At 71.0% G+C, this 22,222-nt stretch carries 21 protein-coding genes and 1 riboswitch; of the genes, 4 read left to right on the top strand and 17 right to left on the bottom strand.

Annotated elements, in window-relative coordinates; genetic code table 11:
• The gene (locus ACWC0C_RS25395) at positions 1–441 is read right to left on the bottom strand and encodes an Lrp/AsnC family transcriptional regulator (RefSeq protein WP_449196783.1); all 441 of its coding nucleotides are present in this window, start codon (positions 439–441) and stop codon (positions 1–3) included.
• A 244-nt stretch (positions 442–685) separates the two neighbouring features.
• Between ACWC0C_RS25395 and ACWC0C_RS25400 the strand changes: the two genes are divergently transcribed.
• Positions 686–1,120 (top strand): hypothetical protein, encoded by a 435-nt coding sequence (locus ACWC0C_RS25400; RefSeq protein ID WP_449196782.1) that lies wholly within the window; start codon positions 686–688, stop codon positions 1,118–1,120.
• Between the two features lie 6 nt (positions 1,121–1,126).
• Here ACWC0C_RS25400 and ACWC0C_RS25405 read toward each other — a convergent pair whose 3' ends face one another.
• The 7 genes from ACWC0C_RS25405 to ACWC0C_RS25435 all read right to left on the bottom strand — a co-directional run bounded on the left by ACWC0C_RS25405 (position 1,127) and on the right by ACWC0C_RS25435 (position 10,126).
• On the bottom strand, positions 1,127–2,224 hold the full coding sequence (locus ACWC0C_RS25405; protein WP_450866080.1) for a phosphotransferase family protein: 1,098 nt from the start codon (positions 2,222–2,224) through the stop codon (positions 1,127–1,129).
• 51 nt (positions 2,225–2,275) lie between these two features.
• A complete protein-coding gene (locus tag ACWC0C_RS25410; protein WP_450866082.1) occupies positions 2,276–3,376 on the bottom strand; it encodes a hypothetical protein in 1,101 nt (366 codons plus the stop codon).
• A 342-nt stretch (positions 3,377–3,718) separates the two neighbouring features.
• On the bottom strand, positions 3,719–4,891 hold the full coding sequence (locus tag ACWC0C_RS25415; protein WP_450866084.1) for an acyl-CoA dehydrogenase family protein: 1,173 nt from the start codon (positions 4,889–4,891) through the stop codon (positions 3,719–3,721).
• A 280-nt stretch (positions 4,892–5,171) separates the two neighbouring features.
• Positions 5,172–5,825, bottom strand: coding sequence for a TetR/AcrR family transcriptional regulator (locus tag ACWC0C_RS25420; protein WP_449196778.1), 654 nt, complete (start codon positions 5,823–5,825; stop codon positions 5,172–5,174).
• A gap of 121 nt (positions 5,826–5,946) precedes the next feature.
• On the bottom strand, positions 5,947–7,329 hold the full coding sequence (locus ACWC0C_RS25425) for a peptidase C39 family protein (RefSeq protein WP_450866086.1): 1,383 nt from the start codon (positions 7,327–7,329) through the stop codon (positions 5,947–5,949).
• A gap of 246 nt (positions 7,330–7,575) precedes the next feature.
• The gene (locus tag ACWC0C_RS25430; protein ID WP_449196776.1) at positions 7,576–9,117 is read right to left on the bottom strand and encodes an amino acid permease; all 1,542 of its coding nucleotides are present in this window, start codon (positions 9,115–9,117) and stop codon (positions 7,576–7,578) included.
• A gap of 52 nt (positions 9,118–9,169) precedes the next feature.
• Positions 9,170–10,126 (bottom strand): hypothetical protein, encoded by a 957-nt coding sequence (locus ACWC0C_RS25435; RefSeq protein WP_450866088.1) that lies wholly within the window; start codon positions 10,124–10,126, stop codon positions 9,170–9,172.
• 259 nt (positions 10,127–10,385) lie between these two features.
• Here ACWC0C_RS25435 and ACWC0C_RS25440 point away from each other — a divergent pair, with 259 nt between their 5' ends.
• Together ACWC0C_RS25440 and ACWC0C_RS25445 are read left to right on the top strand one after the other, a co-directional pair.
• On the top strand, positions 10,386–11,006 hold the full coding sequence (locus ACWC0C_RS25440) for a uridine kinase family protein (protein WP_450866198.1): 621 nt from the start codon (positions 10,386–10,388) through the stop codon (positions 11,004–11,006).
• Between the two features lie 429 nt (positions 11,007–11,435).
• Complete coding sequence (locus ACWC0C_RS25445) at positions 11,436–13,295, top strand: AAA family ATPase (protein WP_449196774.1); 1,860 nt, start codon at positions 11,436–11,438, stop codon at positions 13,293–13,295.
• A 53-nt stretch (positions 13,296–13,348) separates the two neighbouring features.
• On the opposite strand, the gene ACWC0C_RS25450 is transcribed toward ACWC0C_RS25445, so the two are convergent.
• The 9 genes from ACWC0C_RS25450 to ACWC0C_RS25490 form a co-directional block, all read right to left on the bottom strand.
• Positions 13,349–14,434 (bottom strand): hemolysin family protein, encoded by a 1,086-nt coding sequence (locus ACWC0C_RS25450; protein WP_449196773.1) that lies wholly within the window; start codon positions 14,432–14,434, stop codon positions 13,349–13,351.
• Positions 14,431–15,765: a hemolysin family protein gene (locus tag ACWC0C_RS25455; protein ID WP_449196772.1), complete on the bottom strand. Its 1,335-nt coding sequence runs from the start codon at positions 15,763–15,765 to the stop codon at positions 14,431–14,433. The genes ACWC0C_RS25450 and ACWC0C_RS25455 overlap by 4 nt, the downstream gene beginning before the upstream one ends.
• Before the next feature lie 225 nt (positions 15,766–15,990).
• Positions 15,991–16,446 carry a PH domain-containing protein gene (locus tag ACWC0C_RS25460; RefSeq protein ID WP_450866091.1) on the bottom strand — a complete coding sequence of 152 codons (456 nt, stop codon included), beginning with the start codon at positions 16,444–16,446 and terminating at the stop codon, positions 15,991–15,993.
• Positions 16,447–16,461: 15 nt separating this feature from the next.
• Positions 16,462–17,319, bottom strand: coding sequence for an ATP phosphoribosyltransferase (hisG, locus tag ACWC0C_RS25465; RefSeq protein WP_449196770.1), 858 nt, complete (start codon positions 17,317–17,319; stop codon positions 16,462–16,464).
• A gap of 62 nt (positions 17,320–17,381) precedes the next feature.
• Positions 17,382–17,654: a phosphoribosyl-ATP diphosphatase gene (locus ACWC0C_RS25470; protein WP_023552153.1), complete on the bottom strand. Its 273-nt coding sequence runs from the start codon at positions 17,652–17,654 to the stop codon at positions 17,382–17,384.
• Positions 17,655–17,688: 34 nt separating this feature from the next.
• Positions 17,689–18,174, bottom strand: a complete 486-nt coding sequence (gene ribH, locus ACWC0C_RS25475; protein ID WP_208901990.1) for a 6,7-dimethyl-8-ribityllumazine synthase — start codon at positions 18,172–18,174, stop codon at positions 17,689–17,691.
• Between the two features lie 57 nt (positions 18,175–18,231).
• Positions 18,232–19,521 (bottom strand): bifunctional 3,4-dihydroxy-2-butanone-4-phosphate synthase/GTP cyclohydrolase II, encoded by a 1,290-nt coding sequence (locus ACWC0C_RS25480; RefSeq protein WP_450866094.1) that lies wholly within the window; start codon positions 19,519–19,521, stop codon positions 18,232–18,234.
• A complete protein-coding gene (locus ACWC0C_RS25485; RefSeq protein ID WP_450866095.1) occupies positions 19,518–20,159 on the bottom strand; it encodes a nicotinamide mononucleotide transporter family protein in 642 nt (213 codons plus the stop codon). The genes ACWC0C_RS25480 and ACWC0C_RS25485 overlap by 4 nt, the downstream gene beginning before the upstream one ends.
• The gene (locus ACWC0C_RS25490) at positions 20,156–20,764 is read right to left on the bottom strand and encodes a riboflavin synthase (protein WP_449196767.1); all 609 of its coding nucleotides are present in this window, start codon (positions 20,762–20,764) and stop codon (positions 20,156–20,158) included. The genes ACWC0C_RS25485 and ACWC0C_RS25490 overlap by 4 nt, the downstream gene beginning before the upstream one ends.
• Positions 20,765–20,926: 162 nt before the next feature.
• A riboswitch (FMN riboswitch) is annotated at positions 20,927–21,057 on the bottom strand.
• 270 nt (positions 21,058–21,327) lie between these two features.
• On the opposite strand from ACWC0C_RS25490, the gene ACWC0C_RS25495 reads away from it, so the two are divergent.
• Positions 21,328–22,218, top strand: coding sequence for an RNA polymerase sigma-70 factor (locus ACWC0C_RS25495; RefSeq protein WP_450866096.1), 891 nt, complete (start codon positions 21,328–21,330; stop codon positions 22,216–22,218).
• Positions 22,219–22,222 lie beyond the last annotated feature (4 nt).

Genomic DNA, 22,222 nt, shown 5'->3' on the forward strand with positions numbered 1-22,222 from the left:
TCAGATCCGCGGCGGGCGTGCCTCGTACGGTGTCGACAGCACGACCGTCGTGCGCGTCGACACGCCGGCCAGGCTCCGCAGCCTCGCCAGCAGTTCCTCCAGTTCGTGCGGGGTGGCCACCCGCACCTTGAGGATGTAGTTCTCGTCGCCCGCGACGCTGTGGCAGGCCTCGATCTCGGGGACGTCGGCAAGGCGGTCCGAGATGTCGTCGGGGGCGCTGGGGTCGAACGGTTTCACCGAGATGAAGGCGGTGAGCGGCAGCCCGACGGCCTCGGGGTCGACCACCGCGGCATAGCCGCGGATGACGCCACGCTGTTCCAGCCGGCGCACCCGTTGGTGCACGGCCGACGTGGACAGGCCCGTGGCCTTGCCCAGGTCTGTGTAGCTCATCCGCCCGTCCTTGACGAGCAGCTGCACGATCTGTCGGTCCAGCTCCTCCATGGCGCCAAAACCTACAGTGCGCTTGATCTCCTGGGATAGCCGAGAGCGCAGGTCATCGCCGGTTCGATACAAAAAGCGCCGCATAAGGCCCGCAGTGCGCACCTGCATGTGGCATGTGACGAACGCCACACACCCCGAACAGGCTCCGTGATGTTCTCGTGATTACCGCCGAGAGCGGGCGGGAAGTGCTTGCTGTGGTCGAGGCCGCAGTGCCTTCACGGCCCAGCCTTAGGGGGAGAGTCCCATGCAGAGTGTCCATCGCCCTGGTCGATCCGCGTCCAAGCGGCAGCAGCCGGTCGCCGAGCCCGAGCCGGAGGGCGTCGAACCCGTCGCCCTCGACGACGAACCGGACGCCTACGACACCTTCGAGATGTACCGGGTGATCTGCCCGGACTGCGCCCAGCCGATCGCCCTGCTGGCGGACGAGGCGGTCCTGCCGGAGCACGCGCTGTGCGCCTCGCCGTGGAACCCGTTCGGGCTCACGGTCTGTGCGGGTACGGGCCGTGCGGCGGCCGACGCCCGCCCCGCGGACGAGTCCTTCGAGCCGCAGGAGCAGGACACCGCCCTGCTGCTGACGCTCCCCCAGGGGCTGAACTGGCGGACGCAGCCCTTCTCGCACGTCGGCGGCCCGGGCTCGCGCCCGATGCGCGTGCCGGCGATGCGCCGCCAGGCCGCCTGAGCCGCCTCACCGCGTCCAGTACGTGCCCTGCACCATGGCGCGCAGGCTGTCGTGGTGCAGGATCAGTGTGTCCGGTTCCGCCGGTACGGCGACCTCCCCGAAGTACGCCTGCCGGTAGGCGATGCGCAGCATGACGATCGCGTGCCGCAGGGCGGCGTAGAGGGTGTGGAAGTCCATGTCGCGCGGGGTGTGGCCGGTCAGGCGCGCGTAGCGGGCCTCGACGCGGTCGCGGCGCAGGAAGTCCGGCAGCCCGCGCCGGCCGGAGGCGACCGTGAGGTCGTGGAAGAAGCGGTGCAGATAGATGGCCCAGCCGAGGTCGACCTCGCGCGGGGCGAGCGCCGCCATCTCCCAGTCCAGGACGGCGACGGGGTCGAAGCCGTCGTAGACGATGTTCCCGATGCGTGCGTCGCCCCAGCTGAGGACGGGTTCGCCGGGCTCACGCGGCCACAGCTGCTCCAGCCGGTCGAAGGCCGCCTCGATGAGGGGTGAGCGGGGCAGGCCGTCGATCACCCAGGCGTAGTAGGCGCGTTGGGCCGTCACATGCCGGCGCAGTGCGTCCCCGGGGCCCGGTGAGGTGAGGAACCGGGCCTCGGCAAGGGGTGCTTGGTCGTGCAGGCGGGCCAGGAGTCCGACGGTCGCGGCTTCCAGGTGCTCGCGTTCGGCGTCGCTCGCCCCGTGCAGCCAACTGCCTTCGTAGGTGTACGGCATGACGTCCGGCGGCACGCGCCCGGCGACGCGCTCCATGACGAAGAACGGCGCCCCGAGCGGGCCGGGGTCCTCCTCCAGCCACAGCACGCAGGGCACGGGGACGTCCGTGTGCTCGGCCACCAGGCGCAGCGTGCGGTACTGGCGGGCCATGTCGTACTCGGGGAAGACGGTGTAGGCCGCCGGGTCCGCCGCCAGCCGCAACGCGCAGGCGGTGCACGGCGCTTCGGGGTGCTCGAGGTCGAACAGCAGGGTCTCGCTGGACATGCCGTTGGAGGCCGGGACGGTGACGCCGGTGGCCTTGGCGCCGGGCAGCCGGGCGGCGAGCCAGGCGGTGAGGCGGCGGGCCAGCTCCTCGGGGTCGCGCGTGGTGGTGCGGGGACGCGGTGCCGTGGCCATACCGGGCTCCTCCCTCGGGGTGCGACCGATGTCTCGGGGTGCGACCGATGCTCAGGGTGCTACCGAGTCGAAGCCGGTGAAGCCGCTCGGGTCGTGCCGGCCGAACGAGCCGTGCTCGAAGATGCCGTGACCGGTCCGCCCGTCGAGCCGGAAGCGGGCGGAGTGGTCGGTGACGCCGTAACCGGCCAGCGGGTGGGGCAGGGTCATGTCGTAGCTGCGCCGGTCGGTCCATCCGGGACCCCGCCACGTCCCGTGCTGCCAGTCGTCCGCCGGCGGATAGCCCGCGCCGAGCGCGAGCGGCGAGGAGGCGAGGATCTCGACGTCGAGTCTCCGCGGCTCCCGGGCGTCCCCCAGGTGGATGACCGCGTGTTCCGGGTGGCGGGTGCCGGAGCGGTAGCCGATCTCGGCCTGCGGCCAGCCCAGTTGGCGGTCGGGGTGGCCGGGGCGGACCAGGGTGGCGTCGTTGAGGGAGCGGTAGCCGTCGGCGTCCTCCTGGGTGATGACCATCAGGAAGCGGTCCGCGAAGCGGACCGGGCACCAGATCCAGTGGAAGCCCTCGGTGGGGTGGTCCGCGGCGAGTCGCCCGCCGTCCTCGCCCGGCACCGGCCGCACGCCCCAGCTACGGTCCCGGGTGCCGGTCCAGTCGTCCGCGGTGACCCGGAACTCCTCGTCCCCGGCCCGGATCACGCCTTGCGCGGTGCCCGCCTGCACGAAGCGGCGACCCTCCAGGGTGAGCCGGTCGCCCCGGCGCTGCAGGTGGTGCGGCTCCCAGAGGGCGGGGAAGGCGGCCGTCCAGCTGAGGTCGCACGACAGCTGCTCGTCCGCGCAGATCAGGCGCAGCTCCCGCAGCGGCCGCACGACCTCGATGCGCAGCGGCCCCACGGCGAGCCGCATCCGGTCCTCCCCCAGGGCGTCGGAGGCGCGGACGGCGTACAGGATGTCCCCGGTGCGCAGGGTGGCGTAGGCGTCGATCACGCCCAGGTTGGGGTAGACGCCGAGGCCGAGGATGAGCAGGGCGCGCCCGGCGTGGTCGAAGACGTGGAAGATGCAGCGGTCGTAGGCGTTCCGGTCGCCGGTCGCCACGTGTTTCATGGACAGCGGCACCTGGTGCACCGGGTACTCGTCGAGCGGTACGGGACGGTCGTCGGCCACGGACACCCCCTGAGCGATGGTCGGCTGACGGTACGTCAGATGACCGGAGGAGGCCAGAGCGGGAACCGGATGTGCCTGAACTGACGCTCGATTCCGCCGGGCGGTGACCTGTCCGGCCGCTGTCGCGTTGCCCAGGCATGACCCCCACGTACTCGGTCACCGGGCGTCAGCCCCGCATCTTCGTCCCTCGCCCCGCAGAATCGGTTCCGCCGCCCGCGCCGCAGGACCCGCCCATCTACCGCGATCTCATGCGGACCTGGGCCGACCGGGGCCGGACACTGCCGGGCCGCCACGACCCGGAGTGGATCAGGCTGGCGGCACCGGCGGTCCTCACGGGGCAGTTCAGCGACCTTCGGGTCCCGCCACGTGACGGGCGATGACCATCCGCTGGATCTGGTTGGTGCCCTCGACGATCTGCAGGACCTTGGCCTCGCGCATGTAGCGCTCGGCCGGGAAGTCGGCGGTGTAGCCGTAGCCGCCGAGTATCTGCACGGCGTCCGTGGTGACTTTCATGGCCGCGTCGGTGCAGTGCAGCTTGGCCATGGCGGCCTGCTTGGCGAACGGCTTGCCGGCGTCGCGCAGCCGGGCCGCCGCGAGGTAGAGCGCGCGGCCGGCCTCGATCTGGGTGGCCATGTCGGCGATCATGAAGCGCAGGCCCTGGAAGTCGGCGATGGGATGGCCGAACTGCCGGCGCTGGGCGGCGTAGGCGACCGCCTCGTCCAGTGCGGCCTGGGCGAGGCCGATGGCGCAGGCGGCGATGCCGAGCCGCCCCGAGTCCAGGGCGGACAGGGCGATGAAGAAGCCCTGACCCTCCTCGCCGATCCGCCGGTCGTCGCCGACCCGGACGCCGTCGAGGTGGACCTGCGCGGTGGGCGAGCCCTTCATGCCCATCTTCTTCTCGGGCACCGCCCCGCTCAGACCCGGCGTGTCCCCGGGGACCAGGAAGGCGGTGATCCCGCGCGGGCCCTCCTCGCCGGTGCGGGCCATGACGGTGTAGAAGTCGGCGATGCCGCCGTGCGTGATCCAGGCCTTGGTGCCGTTGATCACCCAGTCGTCACCCTCCCGCACGGCCTTCGTACGCAGCGAGGCCGCGTCGGAGCCCGAGGACGGCTCGGAGAGGCAGTAGGCACCGAGCAGGCCGCCGCCGAGCATGGCGGGCAGGTGCTCGACCTGCTGCTGCTTGGTGCCGTAGGTGGCGAGCGCGTAGGAGGCGAGTGTGTGCACGCTGACGCCGAGGCCGACGGTGAGCCGGGCCGCGGCCAGCTCCTCCAGGACCTGGAGGTAGACCTCGTAGGGCTGGTCGCCGCCGCCGTACTCGGAGTCGTACGGCAGACCCAGCAGGCCCGATTCGGACAGCAGGGTGAAGATCTCGCGTGGGAAGCGCCCCGCGTCCTCCTCCTCGGCCGCCTTCGGCGCGATCTCGCGCTGGGCGATGTCCCGGACGAGCGCGAGTAGATCCCGCGCCTCCTCCGTCGGCAGCTGACGCTCCACCGGCTGCGGGTCGCGGTCGGACATGGCGTCGGTCTCCTCCCTGTTCGGGCACCGGCGGTCTGGCCCGTCGGGTGGGGGCGGCTCCGCCTGGTCGTTCCGTTGCCGAAGGCGCCCGCTCCCGGGTCTCGGAAGTGGCTGACCAGCGGCTGTGCGCTGTGAGTATGCCCGATCAGCGACGTCCCGTCACCAGTTAACGACCGCTCACTTCAGGAAACCCCGACTACTCGACGCACGCACAACGGAAAGCGATGCGGGGCGTCTGCGCCCCGCCCACCCGACACGGTTGCGCCTCGGCAGTCGGGCCTCAGCCGTCGCGGCGGGCCGGCTGCGGTGCCCGGTAGGCCGGGTCCAGCTCCTCGACGGCACGCAGGGCGCCGCCGAGCGTCTTCACCAGCAGCGCGCGCATGGTGTCCCGGGACAGCTCCGGGTGGTCGATCCAGTCCAGGGTCGCGCCCTCCACGCTGCACACCCAGGAGAGCAGACTCATCCGGGCCAGCGGATCTATGTCGCTGCGGCCGTAGGCCCCTTCGGCGATGGTGGCTATGATCGCCGCGCGCACGCCGTCCCGGATGGCGTGCACCTCGGCGTCGAAGCCGACGCCGCCGCTGACGATGGTGCGGTAGGCGGCCTGATGGTGCTCGGCGTAGCGCAGATAGCCGTCGATGGTGCGGTGGACGCGGTCCACGGCGGACAGCTCGAGACCGCTCGCGGCGGAGGTGACCAGGTCGGCGACGGAGTCCTGGATGATCGCCAGGTAGTAGCCGCGCTTGGACTGGAAGTAGTAGTAGATCAGCCCCTTGGCGACATGCGCCTGGCGGGCGATGTCGTCCATGGACAGCGCGTCGTAGGACGTGTCCGCGAACAACTTCCGCCCGATGGCGATGAGTTCGGCGCGACGCGCCACGGAGCGCTCGGTACCGCGCGTCCGGGGACGGACGGCGGCACGCTGATGCGGCATATTCAACTTCGACCCTGTTCCAGGCGGTCGGCGGGACCTCCGCAGTATGTCAGAACATGCCGCACAGGTGAGCGGGTCACGTCAGAGCAGGCCGAGCCGTGTCACGAGCATCGCGCGACGTTCAGCGCACACCCACCGCCGCGAGCGCCTTGCGCTGGCGCGGGCTCGGGTGGGCTGGGAAGTAGAGGTAGCAGACTCCCCCGGTACCGGAGACGACCTTGCCGGAGGCGTTGTACCGCTTGGTGCGCAGCCAGATGTTCTCGAACTCCCGGCGCAGATAGACCCGTCGTACGGCGTCGTCGCTCGGCGAGGCCGGGTCGCCCGCGATCACGTCGCCGTCCGCGGTGAAGCCGATCACCGTCATCAGATGGCCGGAGGTGCCGTAGCCCGCACCGGTCAGCTCGGTCTTCAGGAACGACTGGGACGTTATCACCGGGATGCCGGCCGCGATCAGGGTCTCCAGGTCGGTGAGCGAGGCGAGCCGCGTGACCACGCCCTGGAGTCCCTCGAACGTGGCGGCGTAGGCGGCGTTGAACGGCCAGTTGCCGCAGCCCTGGTACTGGTAGTCGTAGGTGAAGCGGGCCGCGTTGTCGACCTGCGGGTCGACATAGGAGGGGTCGACCCAGGACAGCTGCTCGGGGGTGAGCCGGCCGCCCCAGTACTCGATGATCATCTGCGAGGAGGTGGGACTGCACCAGGCCTCGCCGCCGTTGTCGTACTGCGGGTACTGGCCCTTGTGGATCTCCTGCGAGTAGCGCGGGACGGCCAGCTCCTGGGCGAGGCCGGGCGTGGAGGCGGGGACCGTGAAGCGGTCGGGGATGTCGGAGCCCATGGCGCCGAGCCGCCACACGGTGGGGGTCAGGTGCGTGCCGGGCCTGCGGTAGAGGGTGAGGCGCAGCCGGTACGACGCCAGGCGCAGGCCGGTGCTCGCGTCGTCGATGGCGAAGGTGTCGGTCCAGACGGTGCTCTTGCCGTCGGTCTGGCCGTCCACCGAAGTGCGCTTGATGTCCTGGTCACCGGCCGCCCAGCGGCCCATCACGTACCAGGGCGTCTCGGCGCCGTCGGAGTACGTGCCCCCCAGTTCCACCTGGAGCCAGGTGCCCTCGGGGGTGTGCGCGTTCCAGGAGGCGACGACCTCGGTGGCGGGGACGGTGAGCCCGTGGGCCGGCGAGGTCCAGGTGGCGTACTCCCAGGTGGCGGTCGTGCCGGTGTGCGGGTCGGTGTAGTCGGTGCGGCCTGCGGGGGCGCCGATCACGACGCCGGGGCGGGCGCCGCGGACGGCCCGCGCGCCCTGGGCGGCGCCGAGGCGCCACTCGCGGTACGTGCTCCAGGAGTGGTAGTCGATCGGGCGGGCCTGCGCCTGGCCGGGGTCGTCGGCGGCGTCGGAGGCGGGGCGCTGCGCGGCGGCAGCGGCAGCGGCAGCGGGGGCCGTTCCGCCGGCCACCGCCGCGGCGACGGCGGCGGTCAGGACGGTTCTGCGGGACGGCTGTTGGGCTCTGCTCATGGGCGCGATTACCCCCAGGTGTCCGGGTCGGGGCTGATCTGCTGCACGGTTGCGCCAACTATGGAACAGGCGGCATGGCCCTGCCAGCACTTCCGCACATGCCGCGCCCATGAATATTGGTCTTGGCCACTGGAGGTACGGCCGTCGGGGTGCACCCCGCGCCCGGAGGGGCGCGGGGAACTGCGCGACCAGCCCCCCACGCGCCCGAACCCCGGCACGGCGCGCAACCCCCGATCCGTACCTCGGTCAGACGAGATCCATCGCCGCGACCTCGTCGGGGCGGCCGTAGCTGATCGGGCCCTGGAAGCGGCGGCGGGCGGTGGCGAACCACCAGACCGTCGCCACGACCAGGACGGCGGCGAGCGCGATCGGCGCGTAGTTGAACGAGTCGACGGTGATCGGCGAGGCCTGCGGCAGCATGAACAGGACGCTGCTGAGCAGGATCCAGATCACCGCGAGCCAGCCGATGGGCTGGCCCCAGCGGCCGAGGTGCCAGGGCCCCGGCTGGAACGCTCCGCCGAGCCGCAGCCGCAGGAAGATCGGCACGGCGTAGGCGAGGAAGAGCCCGACCACGTTGACGCTGACGATCGCGGTGAAGGCGGTGTGCGACCACCAGCCGGGCACGACCAGGGCCAGCGAGCAGATCACCGCGAGCCACACCGCCTTCACGGGCGTACGGGTGCGCGGCGAGACCGAGTGCCACCAGCGGGAGCCGGGCATGGCCCCGTCGCGGGAGAAGGCGAAGATCTGCCGGGTGTTGCTGGTGAGGTTGGCGAGACCGCAGAAGAGCATCGCGCCGATGACGATGAGGAGCATGACCTTGGCGGTGCGGAGGCCGAGGCCGTCGATGAGGATCTGGACGGGCGGCGCGGAGGAAGAGGCCACCTTGGTGTAGTCACCAATGCTGTAGACCAGTGCCAGCATCAGGATCAGACCGGTGATCGCCGAATAGCCGATGGCGCGCGTGATCCCCTTCGGCGCGTTGACCGTCGCACGGACCGTTTCCTCGGACATGTGGAAGCTGCCGTCGAACCCGGTGAACGTCCAGCTCGTGACCAGCAGCCCGAGCATGCCGCCGTAAAGTCCGTTCGTGAAGCCGGTGTTGTTCTCGAAATGCGTCACGAACGACGCCGGCTGATGATGATCGGGCATCACTATGAGTGCGCCCACGATCACGACGAGTCCGATCAGCAGCCACCACACGGAAATGCGGTTCAGTACGGCGACGAGCTGGACCGTGTAGGTGTTGGCGAGGCCCTGTACGACGATGACCAGGGCCGTGATCAGGACCGTCTGGTGGGTTGTCGGCTGGTAGGAGGGCCACTGCAGGTTCATGAAGGCCTGGATGAAGGTGGCGGCCGCATAGCCGGTGGCGGCGGTGCCGCCGATCTGGCCGACGAAGTTGAGCCAGCCCGTGAACCAGGACCAGGCGCCCTTGTGCCGCTTTGCAAGTTTACCGGCGGAGAAGTACAGGGCACCGCTCGTCGGATAGGCGGAGGCGACTTCCGCCATGGCCGCGCCGATGAGCAGAACCATGACGCAGACACCGATCCAGCCGAATACGAGAATGCGGGGGCCACCCGCGTTCATTCCGAATCCGAACGACGAGAAAATGCCCGACAGAATATTGATGATGGTGAAGGAGATCGCGAAATTGTCGAACGCCTGGAAGCGCCGGGTGAGTTTCCGCGGATAACCCATCGCGTGCAGGGTCGCGTCATCGTCGAGTACGACCGGTTCCTCGCCCGCGCGGGCCTTCGCCCGGGACGGTGATGTCCGTTCCGACACAGTTCGGCCTTTCTCTGAGTGAATCCGAGTGAAGGGGCAGAGCATGTGCAGGTCAGTCGGGTCGCGGGACGGGCAGGCCGCAGGCGCGCCGGGCCCGGGAGAGCTGCTCGACGGGGTCACCGAAGGCGCTCCAGGGCATGCGCGAGGCGTACGGGCCCATCGCCGTGAACACCGCCCGGGCCTCGAACTCGCGCTGGGCCATGACCAGCGCGTGCGCGAGGTAGGCCAGGTCGAGCACCGGGGTGAAGCGGTAACCGGCCACCGCGGGCAGCCAGTTGTGGTAGATCGACAGCGCGGTGGAGCGCCACTGCGGCTGTTCCCAGACGCGGTCGGCGAGCAGCTGGGTGGGGTTGTAGCTCTCCACCAGGGCCACCAGGGGCAGCAGCCGGAGGGCGGAGTCGGCCGGCGCCCGCTGGCTGAGGAAGGCGGCCACGTCCCAGGCCGCGTTGACCGAACCGCCGTACCGCGTGAAGAAGCACGACAGGAAGCGGTGGTGGCCCTCGCGGTGCCAGGGGTCCAGCGACAGGACGTGCGCGAACAGCCGCCAGGGGCCGGGCGGGGCGGTGAGCAGGCCCTGCGGGGCGGGGTCGCGCAGCCGGTGCAGCCGGGCCATGGAGAGCTTGGCGACCCAGGGCGTGGGGTCCTCGGGGGCCTCGGTGGCGGCCCGGTCGCAGGCGGTCAGCGCGATCCGCTCCAGCGCCTCGGCGCGCTCGTCGCGGGCGTCGGCCGCCCGCAGGGCGCGCTGTACCGCGACCCGGGCCCACATCAGCGCCGCCTCGGGTGTCGGCTCCTCGGCCAGCCAGCGCTCGACCAGATCGGTGTCGGCCGCCTCGGAGGCGAGGACCAGCGAGCGGTGGGCGCGCAGCGCGAAGTCGGAACGCGTCTCGGCGAGGGCTTCGAACGCGTATCGATAACGCCCGGCGCGTACATCGACGCACACGCTCGCCAGGACACGGTCGTCGGCCGCCGGGTGCCACACATAGTGCCCTTCGAATAACTCCGCGGCCATGTCCCCCTGCCAGTCCCCGTACGACGCACGGCGGTTGCGCTGAAGGCACCATACTCAGCGGTGGGCATCACCGGAACGCCGAATTCGACATATCGGTCAGGGGATTCGCGAATGTTTATCCGTGCCATTGACTGGCCGCCAGCCGATGGTTCAAAAAGCGACCTTTTCACCCCGGCGGCCTCGGCCGGCCGCCCACTATGGGTCACTACTACACTGTTTCGGAAAACCGCCCACACCGACCCACACCCCGGGAACCACCATCCGCGACCTCGCCGCCCGACTGCGCGGGCTTCCGCCCTCCCTCGGGCCGGTCCGGCTGATCGGCGTCGACGGACATGCCGGCTCGGGAAAGTCCACCTTCGCCGGGCACTTGGCCGCGGCCCTCGGCGGGGCCCCGGTGCTGCACCTCGACGACATCGCCAGCCATGAGCGGCTCTTCGAGTGGACCGACCGGCTCCTGGCCCAGGTGATCCGCCCGCTCGCCCGCGGCGAGAGCGCGCACTACGCCCCCTACGACTGGCGGGCCCGTACGTTCGGCGCACCGCGCCCGCTGCCGGCCGCACCCGTGGTCCTCGTCGAGGGGGTCGGCGCCGGCCGCCGGGCGCTGCGGCCACATCTGGCACTGCTGCTGTGGATGGAGACACCCCGGGACGAGTCCTGGACCCGGGGCCGGTTGCGGGACGGGGATGAGCAGCGGGAGTTCTGGCAGGGGTGGGTCGCGGCGGAGCGCGCGCATTTCGCCGAGGATCCCTCGCGCCCCCATGCCGATCTCCTGGTACTGCAGACGCCCAAGGGGTATGAGGTGCTGCCGGGACCCGGGTCAACCCGTGGACCGGACCAAGGCGTGACCCAGAGTGACGAATCCTCCGCGTTGTGGTGAAGTCGTGAAGACCCTCGTGGGGGAACTTCCCCGAGTGCCTCAACTCCGCTTGACCGGGGGGCCGTACAGGTCTTACGTTCTCAATGTGCGGTCATTCGGGACCGCCCACCGACGCGAGGCCCCCGGTTGTTCCCCCGTGACCGGGGGCTTCGTTCTGTCCGCGTGACCTTTTTCCACGCGCCCCGCGCACCGATCCGCTCACCCTCGGTCACGAAACGCAATGCGCCCCGTCTGCTCCCACCTCGTCAAACGGCCCGTGCGGCACCCTTCGGCACGCGGACGTCGCGCGGGTACGATGCCCTCGGTGCGACCTTCCAGGCTGCCTGGCGCACCGGTAACTCCGGTCCGCGGCACGGCGGTTCGACCGCGGCGGCCGTCGGGCGACTGCCTGGTGGTGAACCACGGGGGCACGGTCTGTGGGGGGACGGGATGGACTTCGGCACGCAGGGCCCCGAGGCCCCGGCCGACCTGGCCTGGCTGCGGGGGGTGGACGCCTACACGATGGGCGCCTATCCGCAGGCGGAGGAGGAGTTCCGCACCGCGGTGCGGATGGACCCGGGGATGGCCGACGGCTGGCTCGGGCTGCACGCACTCCGGGTCGACACGACGACCTCGCTGCTCAGGATGTTCCGGCACCGCGAGCGCTTCGGCGAACAGCGCGCCCGGCACCGCAGGACGCTCAACTCCTGGTACTGGCTGGGCTGGTGGGTACAGCCGGTGCTGGAGAGCCCGCGCGATCTGCTGCTGGCGCACGCCTCGCACTGGCTGGACGGCCGGCACGTACCGGAGCTGGACCGTGCCCTGGCCGGGCTCCCGCCCGTGGACACCGACCCTCAGGTCCGCTTCCTGCACGCCTGCCGCGCCTATCTGGTCAAGGACTGGGAGCAGCTGGTACGGCACACCGACTCGCTGCTGGACGATCCCATGCTCGGCATCGAGGCGGGCCTGTTCGGCGGCATGGCCAGGGTCCGGCTGGAGATGTACGGCCAGGCCGAACCGCTGCTGTCGGCGGCCCTGATGCGGTGCCGCAGCGAGCAGCCGCAGCGCAAGGAGCTGCGCTACTGGCTGGCCCGGGCGCACGAGGGCACGGGGCGCTCGGCGGCGGCACTCCCCCTGTACCGGGCCGTGCACCGCGTCGACCCGGCCTTCATGGACACCTCGGCGCGGCTGGCGGCGATCGCCGAGGGCGACGGGTACGACGACGCCGCCGACCTCGCCGCGATCAGCCTGACCGGGGCCGGGCAGGACAGCGTGGACGGGCCGGACGGCTTCGATCCGCTCTTCGGTACCGAGGGCCGTGATCTGCGGTTGCCGGAGCCTGATCTGCCGACGGGGCCGCTGCCGTCGGTCAGCGATCCTGCGGTGCGGGTGAGGACCGGGCTCTCCTCGCCGATCCCGGCCGGGCCGACCGATCCCGCCTTGCTCGAGGAGGCGCTCGCCGAGCTGGAGCGCATGGTGGGGCTGGAACCGGTGAAACGCCAGGTCAAGGCGTTGTCCGCGCAGTTGAACATGGCGCGGCTGCGGGCCGGGCAGGGGCTGCCGGTGCAGCCGCCGAAACGGCACTTCGTCTTCTCGGGGCCGTCGGGGACGGGGAAGACCACGGTGGCCCGCATTCTGGGGCGCGTCTTCTATGCGCTGGGCCTGCTCGGCGGGGACCACCTGGTGGAGGCCCAGCGGGCCGATCTGGTCGGCGAGTACCTCGGGCAGACGGCCGTGAAGGCCAACGAGCTGATCGACTCCGCGATCGGCGGGGTGCTGTTCGTGGACGAGGCGTACTCGCTGTCCAACTCCGGGTACGGCAAGGGGGACGCGTACGGCGACGAAGCCTTGCAGGTGCTGCTGAAGCGGGCCGAGGACAACCGGGACCATCTGGTGGTGATCCTCGCGGGCTATCCCGAGGGCATGGACCGGCTGCTGGCCGCGAACCCCGGGCTGTCCTCCCGGTTCACGAGCCGTGTCGACTTCCCCTCCTACCGGCCGCAGGAACTCACCGAGATCGGGAAGGTGCTGGCCGCGGAGAACGGGGACGTGTGGGACGAGGAGGCGCTGGAGGAGCTGCGGTCGATCGCCGGGCACGTGGTCGAGCAGGGGTGGATCGACGAGCTGGGCAACGGGCGGTTCCTGCGGACGCTGTACGAGAAGAGCTGCGCGTACCGGGACCTCCGGCTGTCGACGTATGCGGAGTCCCTGTCCAGGGAGGACCTGGCCACGCTGCGGTTGCCCGACTTGATGCAGGCGTACGGGGAAGTGCTGTCGGGGCGGGGGCCACAGGATCCGTCGGCCATGTAGGTGCGGGTGGGCTGGGGCGGGGGTTGCCGCCCCAGCGGCACGACTGCCCGCAGCTACATCAGTGCGCCCTCCGGCTCCCCACTCGCTCTCGGCTCCGCCAGCTTCACGTCCGGCAGCTCTCGGTGTGCCGGGTCCCGTACCTCGCCCACCAGCATCTCCAGGACGTCCTCCAGGGCCACCAGGCCCAGCACCTTGCCGGAGGCGTCCGCTACCTGGGCCAGGTGTGTGGCGGCTCGGCGCATGACCGTCAGGGCGTCGTCGAGCAGCAACTCGGCCCGCAGGGTCGCCATCGGGCGCCACACCTGCTGCGGGACGGCCCGGTCGGACTGCTCCAGGTCCAGGACGTCCTTGACGTGGACGTACCCCATGAAGGGGCCCTTGTCCGTGGCGGCGACCGGGAAGCGGGAGTAGCCCGTGCGGGCCGTCAGCTCGACGATCTCGCCCGGGGTGACCGACGGGGTCACCGTGACCAGGGTCTCCCGGCGCAGCAGGACGTCGGTGACCGGGCGGGAGCCCAGCTCCAGGGCGTCCTCCAGGCGTTCCCGCTCCTCGGGGCCGAGCAGGCCCGCCTGGCCGGAGTCCTCCAGCAGGCGGTTGAGCTGTTCGCTCGTGACCACCGCCTCCACCTCGTCCTTCGGCTCGACGCGGAACAGACGCAGGATGGCCTGGGCGCAGGCGCCGAGGGCCACGGTGATCGGCTTGCACAGGCGGGCGAAGGCCACCAGCCCGGGGCTCAGCCACAGTGCCGCCTTCTCGGGGGCCGCCATCGCGAGGTTCTTCGGCACCATCTCGCCGATGACCAGGTGGAAGAAGACCACCGCGGCGAGGGCGATGACATACCCCAGCGGGTGGACCACGCCGTCGGGGAGGTGGACCGCCGCGAACACGGGCTCCAGCAGATGCGCCACCGTCGGCTCGGCCACCGCGCCCAGCGTCAGCGAGCAGACGGTGATGCCGAACTGGGCCGCGGCCATCATCTGGGGCAGGCGTTCCAGGCCGTAGAGCACCTGGCGGGCCCGCGCCGTACCCAGCGGTTCGATCTGGCTGCGGCGGACGGAGACCAGCGCGAACTCGGCGCCGACGAAGAAACCGTTGGCGAGCACGAGCAGCGCGGCGAAGAGCAGTTGGAGGAGGCTCATCGTGCGGCCTCCATCACGTTCGTCACCGGGGCCGTCCTGACCAGACGGACCCGCTCGGCGCGGTAGTGGCCGACCTGGCGGACCAAGAGCCGCCAGCCGGGCAGTTCGGCCCGGTCGCCGGGGGCCGGGATGCGGCCGAGCAGGTCGGCGACCAGCCCGGCGACCGTCTCGTACGGCCCCTCGGGCACGTCGAGGCCTATGCGCTGGAGGATGTCGACGCGGCAGCTGCCGTCGGCGTCCCAGGCGGGCCGGCCGTCCTCCGGCGGGGCGGGGGCCAGCTCGGGGACGTCCTTGGCGTCGTGCTCGTCGCGTACCTCGCCGACGAGCTCCTCGACGATGTCCTCCAGGGTGACCACACCCGCCGTGCCGCCGTACTCGTCGACGACGACGGCGATGGGCTGCTCGGAGCGGAGCCGGGCGAGCAGGGGCTGGACCGGCAGGGTCTCCGGGACCAGCAGCGCCTTGCGGGCGATGCGGCTCACCGGGGTGCGCAGACGGTCGCGCACGGGGACGGCGAGGGCGTCCTTCAGATGGGCCATGCCGACGATCTCGTCGATCTTCTCCCGGTAGACGGGGAAGCGGGACAGGCCCGTGGCCCGGGTGAGGTTGACCACGTCCTCGGCGGTGGCCGAGTCCTGCAGGGCGCTGACCTTCACGCGCGGGGTCATGACGTGCTGCGCGGTCAGCTCGCCCAGGGAGAGGGTGCGCACGAACAGGTCGGCCGTGTCCTGTTCCAGGGCGCCGGCCTGGGCGGAGTGCCGGGCCAGGGAGACGAGTTCGCCCGGGGTGCGGGCGGAGGCCAGCTCCTCGGCGGGTTCGACGCCGAGGGCCCGTACGAGCCGGTTGGCGACCGTGTTGAGCGCGGCGATCACCGGGCGGAACAGGCGGGAGAAGTGGTGCTGCGGGCCGGCCACGAACCGGGCGACCGGCAGCGGCTTGGACACCGCCCAGTTCTTGGGCACGAGCTCGCCGATCACCATCTGGATCGCGGAGGCCAGCAGCATGCCGACGACCACGGCGACACCGGAGACGGCGCCGTCCGGGATGCCGATCGCGGCGAAGGGGCCGTGCAGCAGCTCGGCCAGGGCCGGTTCGGCGAGCATGCCGACGACCAGGGAGGTGATGGTGATACCGAGCTGGGTGCCGGAGAGTTGGAAGGACAGCTCCTTGAGCGACTCCGCGACCCTGCGGGCCCGTCGGTCGCCCTCGGCGGCGGCCTTCTCGGCCTCCGTGGCCTCGACGGTCACCAGACCGAACTCGGCGGCCACGAAGAAGCCATTGGCGAGGATCAGCAGGAAAGCCGCTCCCAGGAGCAGCAGGGAGACGGTCACGCTGCCACCGCCTTCCCGGTATGTCGGGTCGGGGCGGCGCAGGTACTACAGGACGATCCGTCCATCGCTGGAGGGAGTCACTCCTCGGGTAGCAGGAACCCCTGTGCACCGGGTGGCGTCCAGGGGCGGAGGCGCAGCGAAAGGGCCTCCGCCACCAGATTAATCAAGACATGGGGCGCTGGGGCAGGGTGGGCGACCCCGAGTCGGCCCCGATCTGCCCCCGAGTCAGCCCTGACCCTCCGCCGGGTGGGCCACGGAGCGGGCCTCGGCGAGGGCCCGCAGGGCCTGCGCGTCGGCGATGGCGCGCTGCTTGGCGACGCCCGGCTGGATGCCGAGAGCGGGCAGGCTGGTGCCGTCGCTGAGGTTGAGGAACACCCACGGATCGCCCGGACGGAGGTTCACCTGGAGGATCTCCGCCCATTCCAGGCGCCGTTTGCTGGCGATGTTGACCACGGTGACGCCGGACTCGTCGGCGACGACCTTCACCCGGGCCAGCTGGGCCAGCACCCAGAAGATCAGCGCCCCGGTGATGACGAAGCTGAGCCGCTCCCCCGGGCCGAGCTGCTCCAGCAGCAGCCCGATCGTGGAGATGGTCAGGAAGATCACGACACCGGCGGTGAGCAGGATCACCCGGGTGTGGCCCGGCCGGAAGGTGACGGGGAGGGAGGGGGTGTCGGACATCTCGGTGCGCACCCCTCAGAGGCGGCAGGCGTGGATGGCCGTGGTCAGGATGGCGCGGGCGCCGATGGCGTAGAGGTCGTCCATGATCCGCTGCGCCTCCTTGGCGGGGACCATGGCGCGCACCGCGACCCAGCCCTCGTTGTGCAGCGGGGAGACGGTCGGCGACTCCAGGCCGGGGGTGAGCGCGACGGCCTTCTCGAGCTGCTCGACACGGCAGTCGTAGTCCATCATCACGTACGTCCGGGCGACCAGGACGCCCTGGAGGCGGCGCAGGAACTGCTGGACCTTCGGCTCGGCGGTCTCATCGGCGTCCGCGCCCGTGCGGCGGATGACGATCGCCTCGGACTTCATGATCGGCTCGCCGAAGACCTCCAGGCCGGCGTTGCGCAGGCTGGTGCCGGTCTCCACGACGTCGGCGATGACCTCGGCGACGCCCAGCTCGATCGCGGTCTCCACGGCGCCGTCGAGGTGGACGACGGAGGCGTCGACGCCGCTGTCCGCGAGGTGTCCCGCGACGATGCCCTCGTAGGAGGTGGCGACCGTCTTGCCCTTCAGGTCCTCGATGCCGTTCGCGGTGCCGGGCTTGGCGGCGAAGCGGAAGGTGGACCGGGCGAAGCCGAGCGGCAGGATCTCCTCGGCGTCGGCGCCGGAGTCGATCAGCAGGTCGCGGCCGGTGATGCCCATGTCGAGGCGGCCGGAGGCGACGTAGATCGCGATGTCGCGGGGGCGGAGGTAGAAGAACTCGACCTCGTTCTCCGGGTCGACGATCCGCAGCTCCTTGGACTCGCGGCGCTGCTGGTAGCCGGCCTCATGCAGCATCTCCGCCGCAGGGCCGGACAGTGAACCCTTGTTGGGGACGGCGATGCGCAGCATGAGGTCGGCTTCCTTTGCTTGAAGGGGTTTTTGCGGCTCTTACGGCTTTTACGTCGGGCGTGTCACAGGTGGGCGTAGACGTCGTCCAGGGAGATCCCGCGGGCGACCATCATCACCTGGACGTGGTACAGCAGCTGGGAGATCTCCTCGGCCGCCGCCTCCTTGCCCTCGTACTCGGCGGCCATCCAGACCTCGGCGGCCTCTTCGACGACCTTCTTGCCGATGGCATGGACGCCCTTGCCGACCAGCTCTGCGGTGCGGGAGGTGGCGGGGTCGCCGTGGGCGGCCTTCTGCTGGAGCTCGGTGAAGAGCTCCTCGAACGTCTTCTTGGACATGGTGGTCCTTACCCTACGCGCTCCGGCCGCTGCCTCAGTGCCAGGGTTCGGATACTGAGCGGAGCGTCGCCGCGGTCGCGACCGCCGCGGTCACCGCCTCGTGCCCCTTGTCCTCGTTCGAGCCCTCCAGGCCGGCCCGGTCCAGGGCCTGCTCCTCGGTGTCGCAGGTGAGCACGCCGAAGCCGACGGGGACGCCGGTCTCGATGCTGACCTGGGTGAGGCCCTGGGTGACGCCCTGGCACACGTAGTCGAAGTGGGGGGTGCCCCCGCGGATGACGACGCCGAGCGCGACCACGGCGTCGTAGCCGCGCCCGGCCAGCACCTTGGCGGCGACCGGGAGTTCGAAGCTGCCGGGGACCCGGATCAGGGTCGGCTCGTCGATCCCCAGTTCGTGCAGGGCGCGCAGGGCGCCGTTCACCAGACCGTCCATCACCTTCTCGTGCCACTGCGCCGCGATGACGGCGACCCTGAGGTCGCTCGCGTTGCGTACGGACAACTCCGGTGCACCCTTGCCGCTCACGTGTCTCCTAAGTGCTGTCTTGCTCGAAGTACTGTCTTGCTCGAAGTGCTTTCCTGCCTACTGGCTGCTGCAGGCCGCCACGGCGGGCGTGTCCAGCCAGGGCAGGTCGTGTCCCATCCGGTCCCGCTTGGTGCGCAGGTAGTGGAGGTTGTGCTCGCCGGCCTGGATGGGCATCGGCTCGCGGCCCGTGATCTTCAGGCCGTGGCGCAGCAGCGCGTCGGTCTTGTCGGGGTTGTTGGTCATCAGCCGGATTCCGTACACGCCGAGGTCGGCGAGGATCCGGGCGCCGGCGCCGTAGTCGCGGGCGTCGGCGGGCAGGCCGAGTTCGAGGTTGGCGTCGAGGGTGTCGCGGCCGCGCTCCTGGAGTTCGTACGCCCGGAGCTTGGACAGCAGGCCGATGCCCCGGCCTTCGTGGCCGCGCAGATAGACCACCACGCCCCGGCCCTCCTCCTGGATGCGCTCCAGGGCGGCGTCCAGCTGGGGGCCGCAGTCGCAGCGCAGGGAGCCGAAGACGTCACCGGTGAGGCATTCGGAGTGGATGCGGACCAGGACGTCCTCGCCGTCGCCGATCTCGCCGTGGACGAGGGCGACGTGTTCGACGCCGTCGACGGTGGAGCGGTAGCCGTAGGCGGTGAAGGTGCCGTGCCGGGTGGGCAGGCGGGTCTCGGCCTCGCGGCGGACGGTGGGCTCGCTGCTGCGGCGGTAGGCGATCAGGTCCTCGATGGAGATGATCGTCAGCCCGTGCTTGCGGGCGAAGGGGATCAGCTCGGGCAGGCGGAGCATGCGGCCGTCCTCGCCGGCGATCTCCACGATGGCGCCGGCCGGGCGCAGGCCCGCGAGCCGGGCGAGGTCGACGGCGGCCTCGGTGTGGCCGTTGCGGACGAGGACGCCGCCGGGCTTGGCGCGCAGCGGGAAGATGTGGCCGGGGCGGACGAGGTCCGTCGGCTCGGCCGTGCCGCTCGCGAGCAGCCGAAGCGTCGTCGCGCGGTCGGAGGCCGAGATGCCGGTGCTCACACCGTGTGCGGCGGAGGCGTCCACGGAGATGGTGAACGCGGTCTTCATCGACTCGGTGTTGTCCTCGACCATCTGCGGCAGCCGCAGCCGGTCCAGTTCCTCGCCCTCCATGGGGGCGCAGATGAGTCCCCGGCACTCGCTCATCATGAAGGCGACGATCTCGGGGGTCGCCTTCTCGGCGGCGATGACGAGGTCGCCCTCGTTCTCCCGGTCCTCGTCGTCGACGACCACGACCGGGCGGCCGGCCGCGATGTCGGCGATGGCCTGCTCGACGGGGTCGAGCCGGAAGTTCTCGATGGTGTCCGTGTCGTACAGGGACAGTGCCGAGGTCATGCCGGGGCTCCTTCCAGGACGGGCTGCGAGCCCCGGCGGGAGCGCAGCCACCAGTCGCGCATGCCCCACAGGACGAGTGCGCCGTAGATGACGTAGACGAAACCGGAGAAGGCGTAGCCGTTGGCGAAGTTGAGGGGTACGCCGACGAGGTCGACGAGCAGCCAGGCGAACCAGAACTCGACCATGCCCTTGGCCTGGGCGTACATGGCGACGATGGTGCCGACGAAGATGTAGGCGTCGGGCCAGGGGTCCCAGGACAGGGACGGGTAGGCCGTGAAGAGCAGGGCCACCGCGACCGTGCCGGCGGCGGCCGCGCCGAGCATCGCCGCGCGCTCGCGCCAGCCGGCGAACCGGGGCACGATGTGGCCGTCCGCGGAGCGGTTCTTGTTCCGCTGCCACTGCCACCAGCCGTACAGGGCGACCGCCATGACGACGACCTGCTTGCCGGCGCTGCCGGCCAGGTGGCCGTAGAAGGCGATGAACAGGACGAGACCGGAGAGGAACTGCGCGGGCCAGGTCATCAGCGAGCGGCGCCAGCCCAGGGCGAGGGTGATCAGGCCGAGGATGTTGCCGACCATGTCCGACCAGATGATGTGCTGGCCGAAGAGGGTGAAGGCCTCGGAATTCAGCCAGTTCACTTGCCGGCTCCCTGGGCACGGTCGCCGAGGAGCCGCTCGACGTACTTGGCGACGACGTCGACCTCGAGGTTGACCGGGTCGCCGGGCTGCTTCACGCCGAGCGTGGTCAGGTCGAGGGTGGTCGGGATGAGGCTGACGGTGAAGTAGTCCGGGCCCGCCTCCACGACGGTGAGGCTGATGCCGTCGACGGTGATGGAGCCCTTCTCGACCACATAGCGGGACAGGTCCGCCGGGAGGGACACCTTCACGATCTCCCAGTTCTCGGAGGGCCTGCGCTCCAGCACCTCGCCGGTGCCGTCGACATGGCCCTGCACGATGTGCCCGCCCAGACGCGCGCCCACGGCCATGGGGCGTTCGAGGTTGACCCGGGAGCCGGCGGTGAGCGCGCCGAGGCTGGAACGCTTCAGGGTCTCCGCCATCACATCGGCGGTGAACTCGTCGCCCTCGTGCTCCACGACGGTGAGACAGACCCCGTTCACGGCGATGGAGTCGCCGTGCTGCGCGCCCTTGGTCACGATGGGGCCGCGGAGCCGGAAGCGGGAGGCGTCGCCGAGGTTCTCGACGGCGGTGACCTCACCCAGCTCTTCGACGATTCCGGTGAACACTTCCCGGGTCCTCCTGCCTCTTCGGGCACGGACTCCGGGGCCTGTCGATGACGACAGAATGGACGAGTGAGCAACACCGTGAACGCTGCCGACGCCGACAAGGACCCGTCCGGGTACGGACGAGCCCAGATACGACGGCGCGCACGGAGACGTGCCCGCTCGCCGCGCACTGCCTCCCATCCGGACTTTAACCGTCGGTCCAGGAATTTCACCTGGTCAACCGGCCGCTGGAAGCGACCGGGTCGCGGACTGTAACCGCCGGTTCGGACTTTCACCGACCCCGGAGTGCGCTGCTTCTAGTACAGGGCCAGTGTGCCACGCCGCACGGCTCTCCAGACAGGCGAGGGGTGTGGGCTCCCTCACAGCCCGTGTCGCCGGACTTGCGCGGCGCAGTCACCAGGCACAACTGCCTGGCCGGTGGGGTGGTTTGAGCTTGGTCCAGACCCATTGACCATGCTGGTCTAGTCCTTTTATCGTGCGGGCGGGCCCGGTGGCGGTGACGACGGCCCTTGCCCGCCGCCGGGCCGTCAGGACGTCACCGCGGGTCTGGCAGGGTGACACCCATGACGCACACGCCGCCCGCCGACGAGTTCGAGTCCCACCGGCCCCGCCTGTTCGGCCTGGCCTACCGTCTGCTCGGCTCCGCCCATGAGGCGGAGGACGCGGTGCAGGACGCGTACCTGCGGTTCAGCGGCGCCGATCGGAGGGCCATCGAGCACCCGGGGGCGTGGCTGGCCAAGGCCGTCACCAACCTCTGCCTGACCCGGCTGACCTCGGCCCGAGCCCGCCGCGAGGAGTATCCCGGGCCCTGGCTGCCGGAGCCGGTGCTCACCTCCGACGGCACGCTCGGGCCGCTGGAGTCGGCGGAGCGGCGCGAGCAGGTTTCCCTGGCCCTGCTGGTCCTGCTGGAACGGCTGACGCCGACCGAGCGGGCGGTGTACGTGCTGCGCGAGGCCTTCGGTTACGCCCACCGGGAGATCTCCGGCGTCCTGGACCTGAGCGAGGCCAACTGCCGTCAGCTGTACCGGCGGGCGGTGGCCCGCCTCGCCGTGCCGGAGGGAAGGTTCGAGCCGGCGCCGGAGCGGCAGGAGGAACTGGTCACGTCGTTCATCGCGGCGGCCCGCGAGGGTGACGTGGCCGGGCTGGAGAAGCTGCTCGCGGCGGAGGTCACGTACTGGGGCGACGGCGGCGGCAAGGTGTCCGCGGCCCGGCGGCCGATCGAGGGGCGCGAGAAGGTCGTGCGGTTCCTGGTCGGCGGGGCCGCACGGTTCACGGGAGGCCTGGACTTCGCGGTGGCGGAGGTCAACGGCGCGAGCGCGCTGGTGACGTGGGCGGGCGACGTGCTCGTCGGGGTGGCGGCCTTCGAGCTGCGGGACGGGCTGATCGCCCATGTGCGGACCGTGGTGAACCCGGACAAGCTGGCCTACATGCAACGGCAGCTGGTGCGGTTGTAGCGGC

Source organism: Streptomyces sp. NPDC001709, from assembly GCF_053596375.1.

Bases quoted from the DNA above. Each gene is read 5' to 3' on its own strand.
- ACWC0C_RS25395 (WP_449196783.1), bottom strand. From the start codon at position 441: ATGGAGGAGCTGGACCGACAGATCGTGCAGCTGCTCGTCAAGGACGGG.
- ACWC0C_RS25400 (WP_449196782.1), top strand. From the start codon at position 686: ATGCAGAGTGTCCATCGCCCTGGTCGATCCGCGTCCAAGCGGCAGCAG.
- ACWC0C_RS25405 (WP_450866080.1), bottom strand. From the start codon at position 2,224: ATGGCCACGGCACCGCGTCCCCGCACCACCACGCGCGACCCCGAGGAG.
- ACWC0C_RS25415 (WP_450866084.1), bottom strand. From the start codon at position 4,891: ATGTCCGACCGCGACCCGCAGCCGGTGGAGCGTCAGCTGCCGACGGAG.
- ACWC0C_RS25420 (WP_449196778.1), bottom strand. From the start codon at position 5,825: ATGCCGCATCAGCGTGCCGCCGTCCGTCCCCGGACGCGCGGTACCGAG.
- ACWC0C_RS25425 (WP_450866086.1), bottom strand. From the start codon at position 7,329: ATGAGCAGAGCCCAACAGCCGTCCCGCAGAACCGTCCTGACCGCCGCC.
- ACWC0C_RS25435 (WP_450866088.1), bottom strand. From the start codon at position 10,126: ATGGCCGCGGAGTTATTCGAAGGGCACTATGTGTGGCACCCGGCGGCC.
- ACWC0C_RS25445 (WP_449196774.1), top strand. From the start codon at position 11,436: ATGGACTTCGGCACGCAGGGCCCCGAGGCCCCGGCCGACCTGGCCTGG.
- ACWC0C_RS25450 (WP_449196773.1), bottom strand. From the start codon at position 14,434: ATGAGCCTCCTCCAACTGCTCTTCGCCGCGCTGCTCGTGCTCGCCAAC.
- ACWC0C_RS25460 (WP_450866091.1), bottom strand. From the start codon at position 16,446: ATGTCCGACACCCCCTCCCTCCCCGTCACCTTCCGGCCGGGCCACACC.
- hisG (WP_449196770.1), bottom strand. From the start codon at position 17,319: ATGCTGCGCATCGCCGTCCCCAACAAGGGTTCACTGTCCGGCCCTGCG.
- ACWC0C_RS25470 (WP_023552153.1), bottom strand. From the start codon at position 17,654: ATGTCCAAGAAGACGTTCGAGGAGCTCTTCACCGAGCTCCAGCAGAAG.
- ACWC0C_RS25480 (WP_450866094.1), bottom strand. From the start codon at position 19,521: ATGACCTCGGCACTGTCCCTGTACGACACGGACACCATCGAGAACTTC.
- ACWC0C_RS25495 (WP_450866096.1), top strand. From the start codon at position 21,328: ATGACGCACACGCCGCCCGCCGACGAGTTCGAGTCCCACCGGCCCCGC.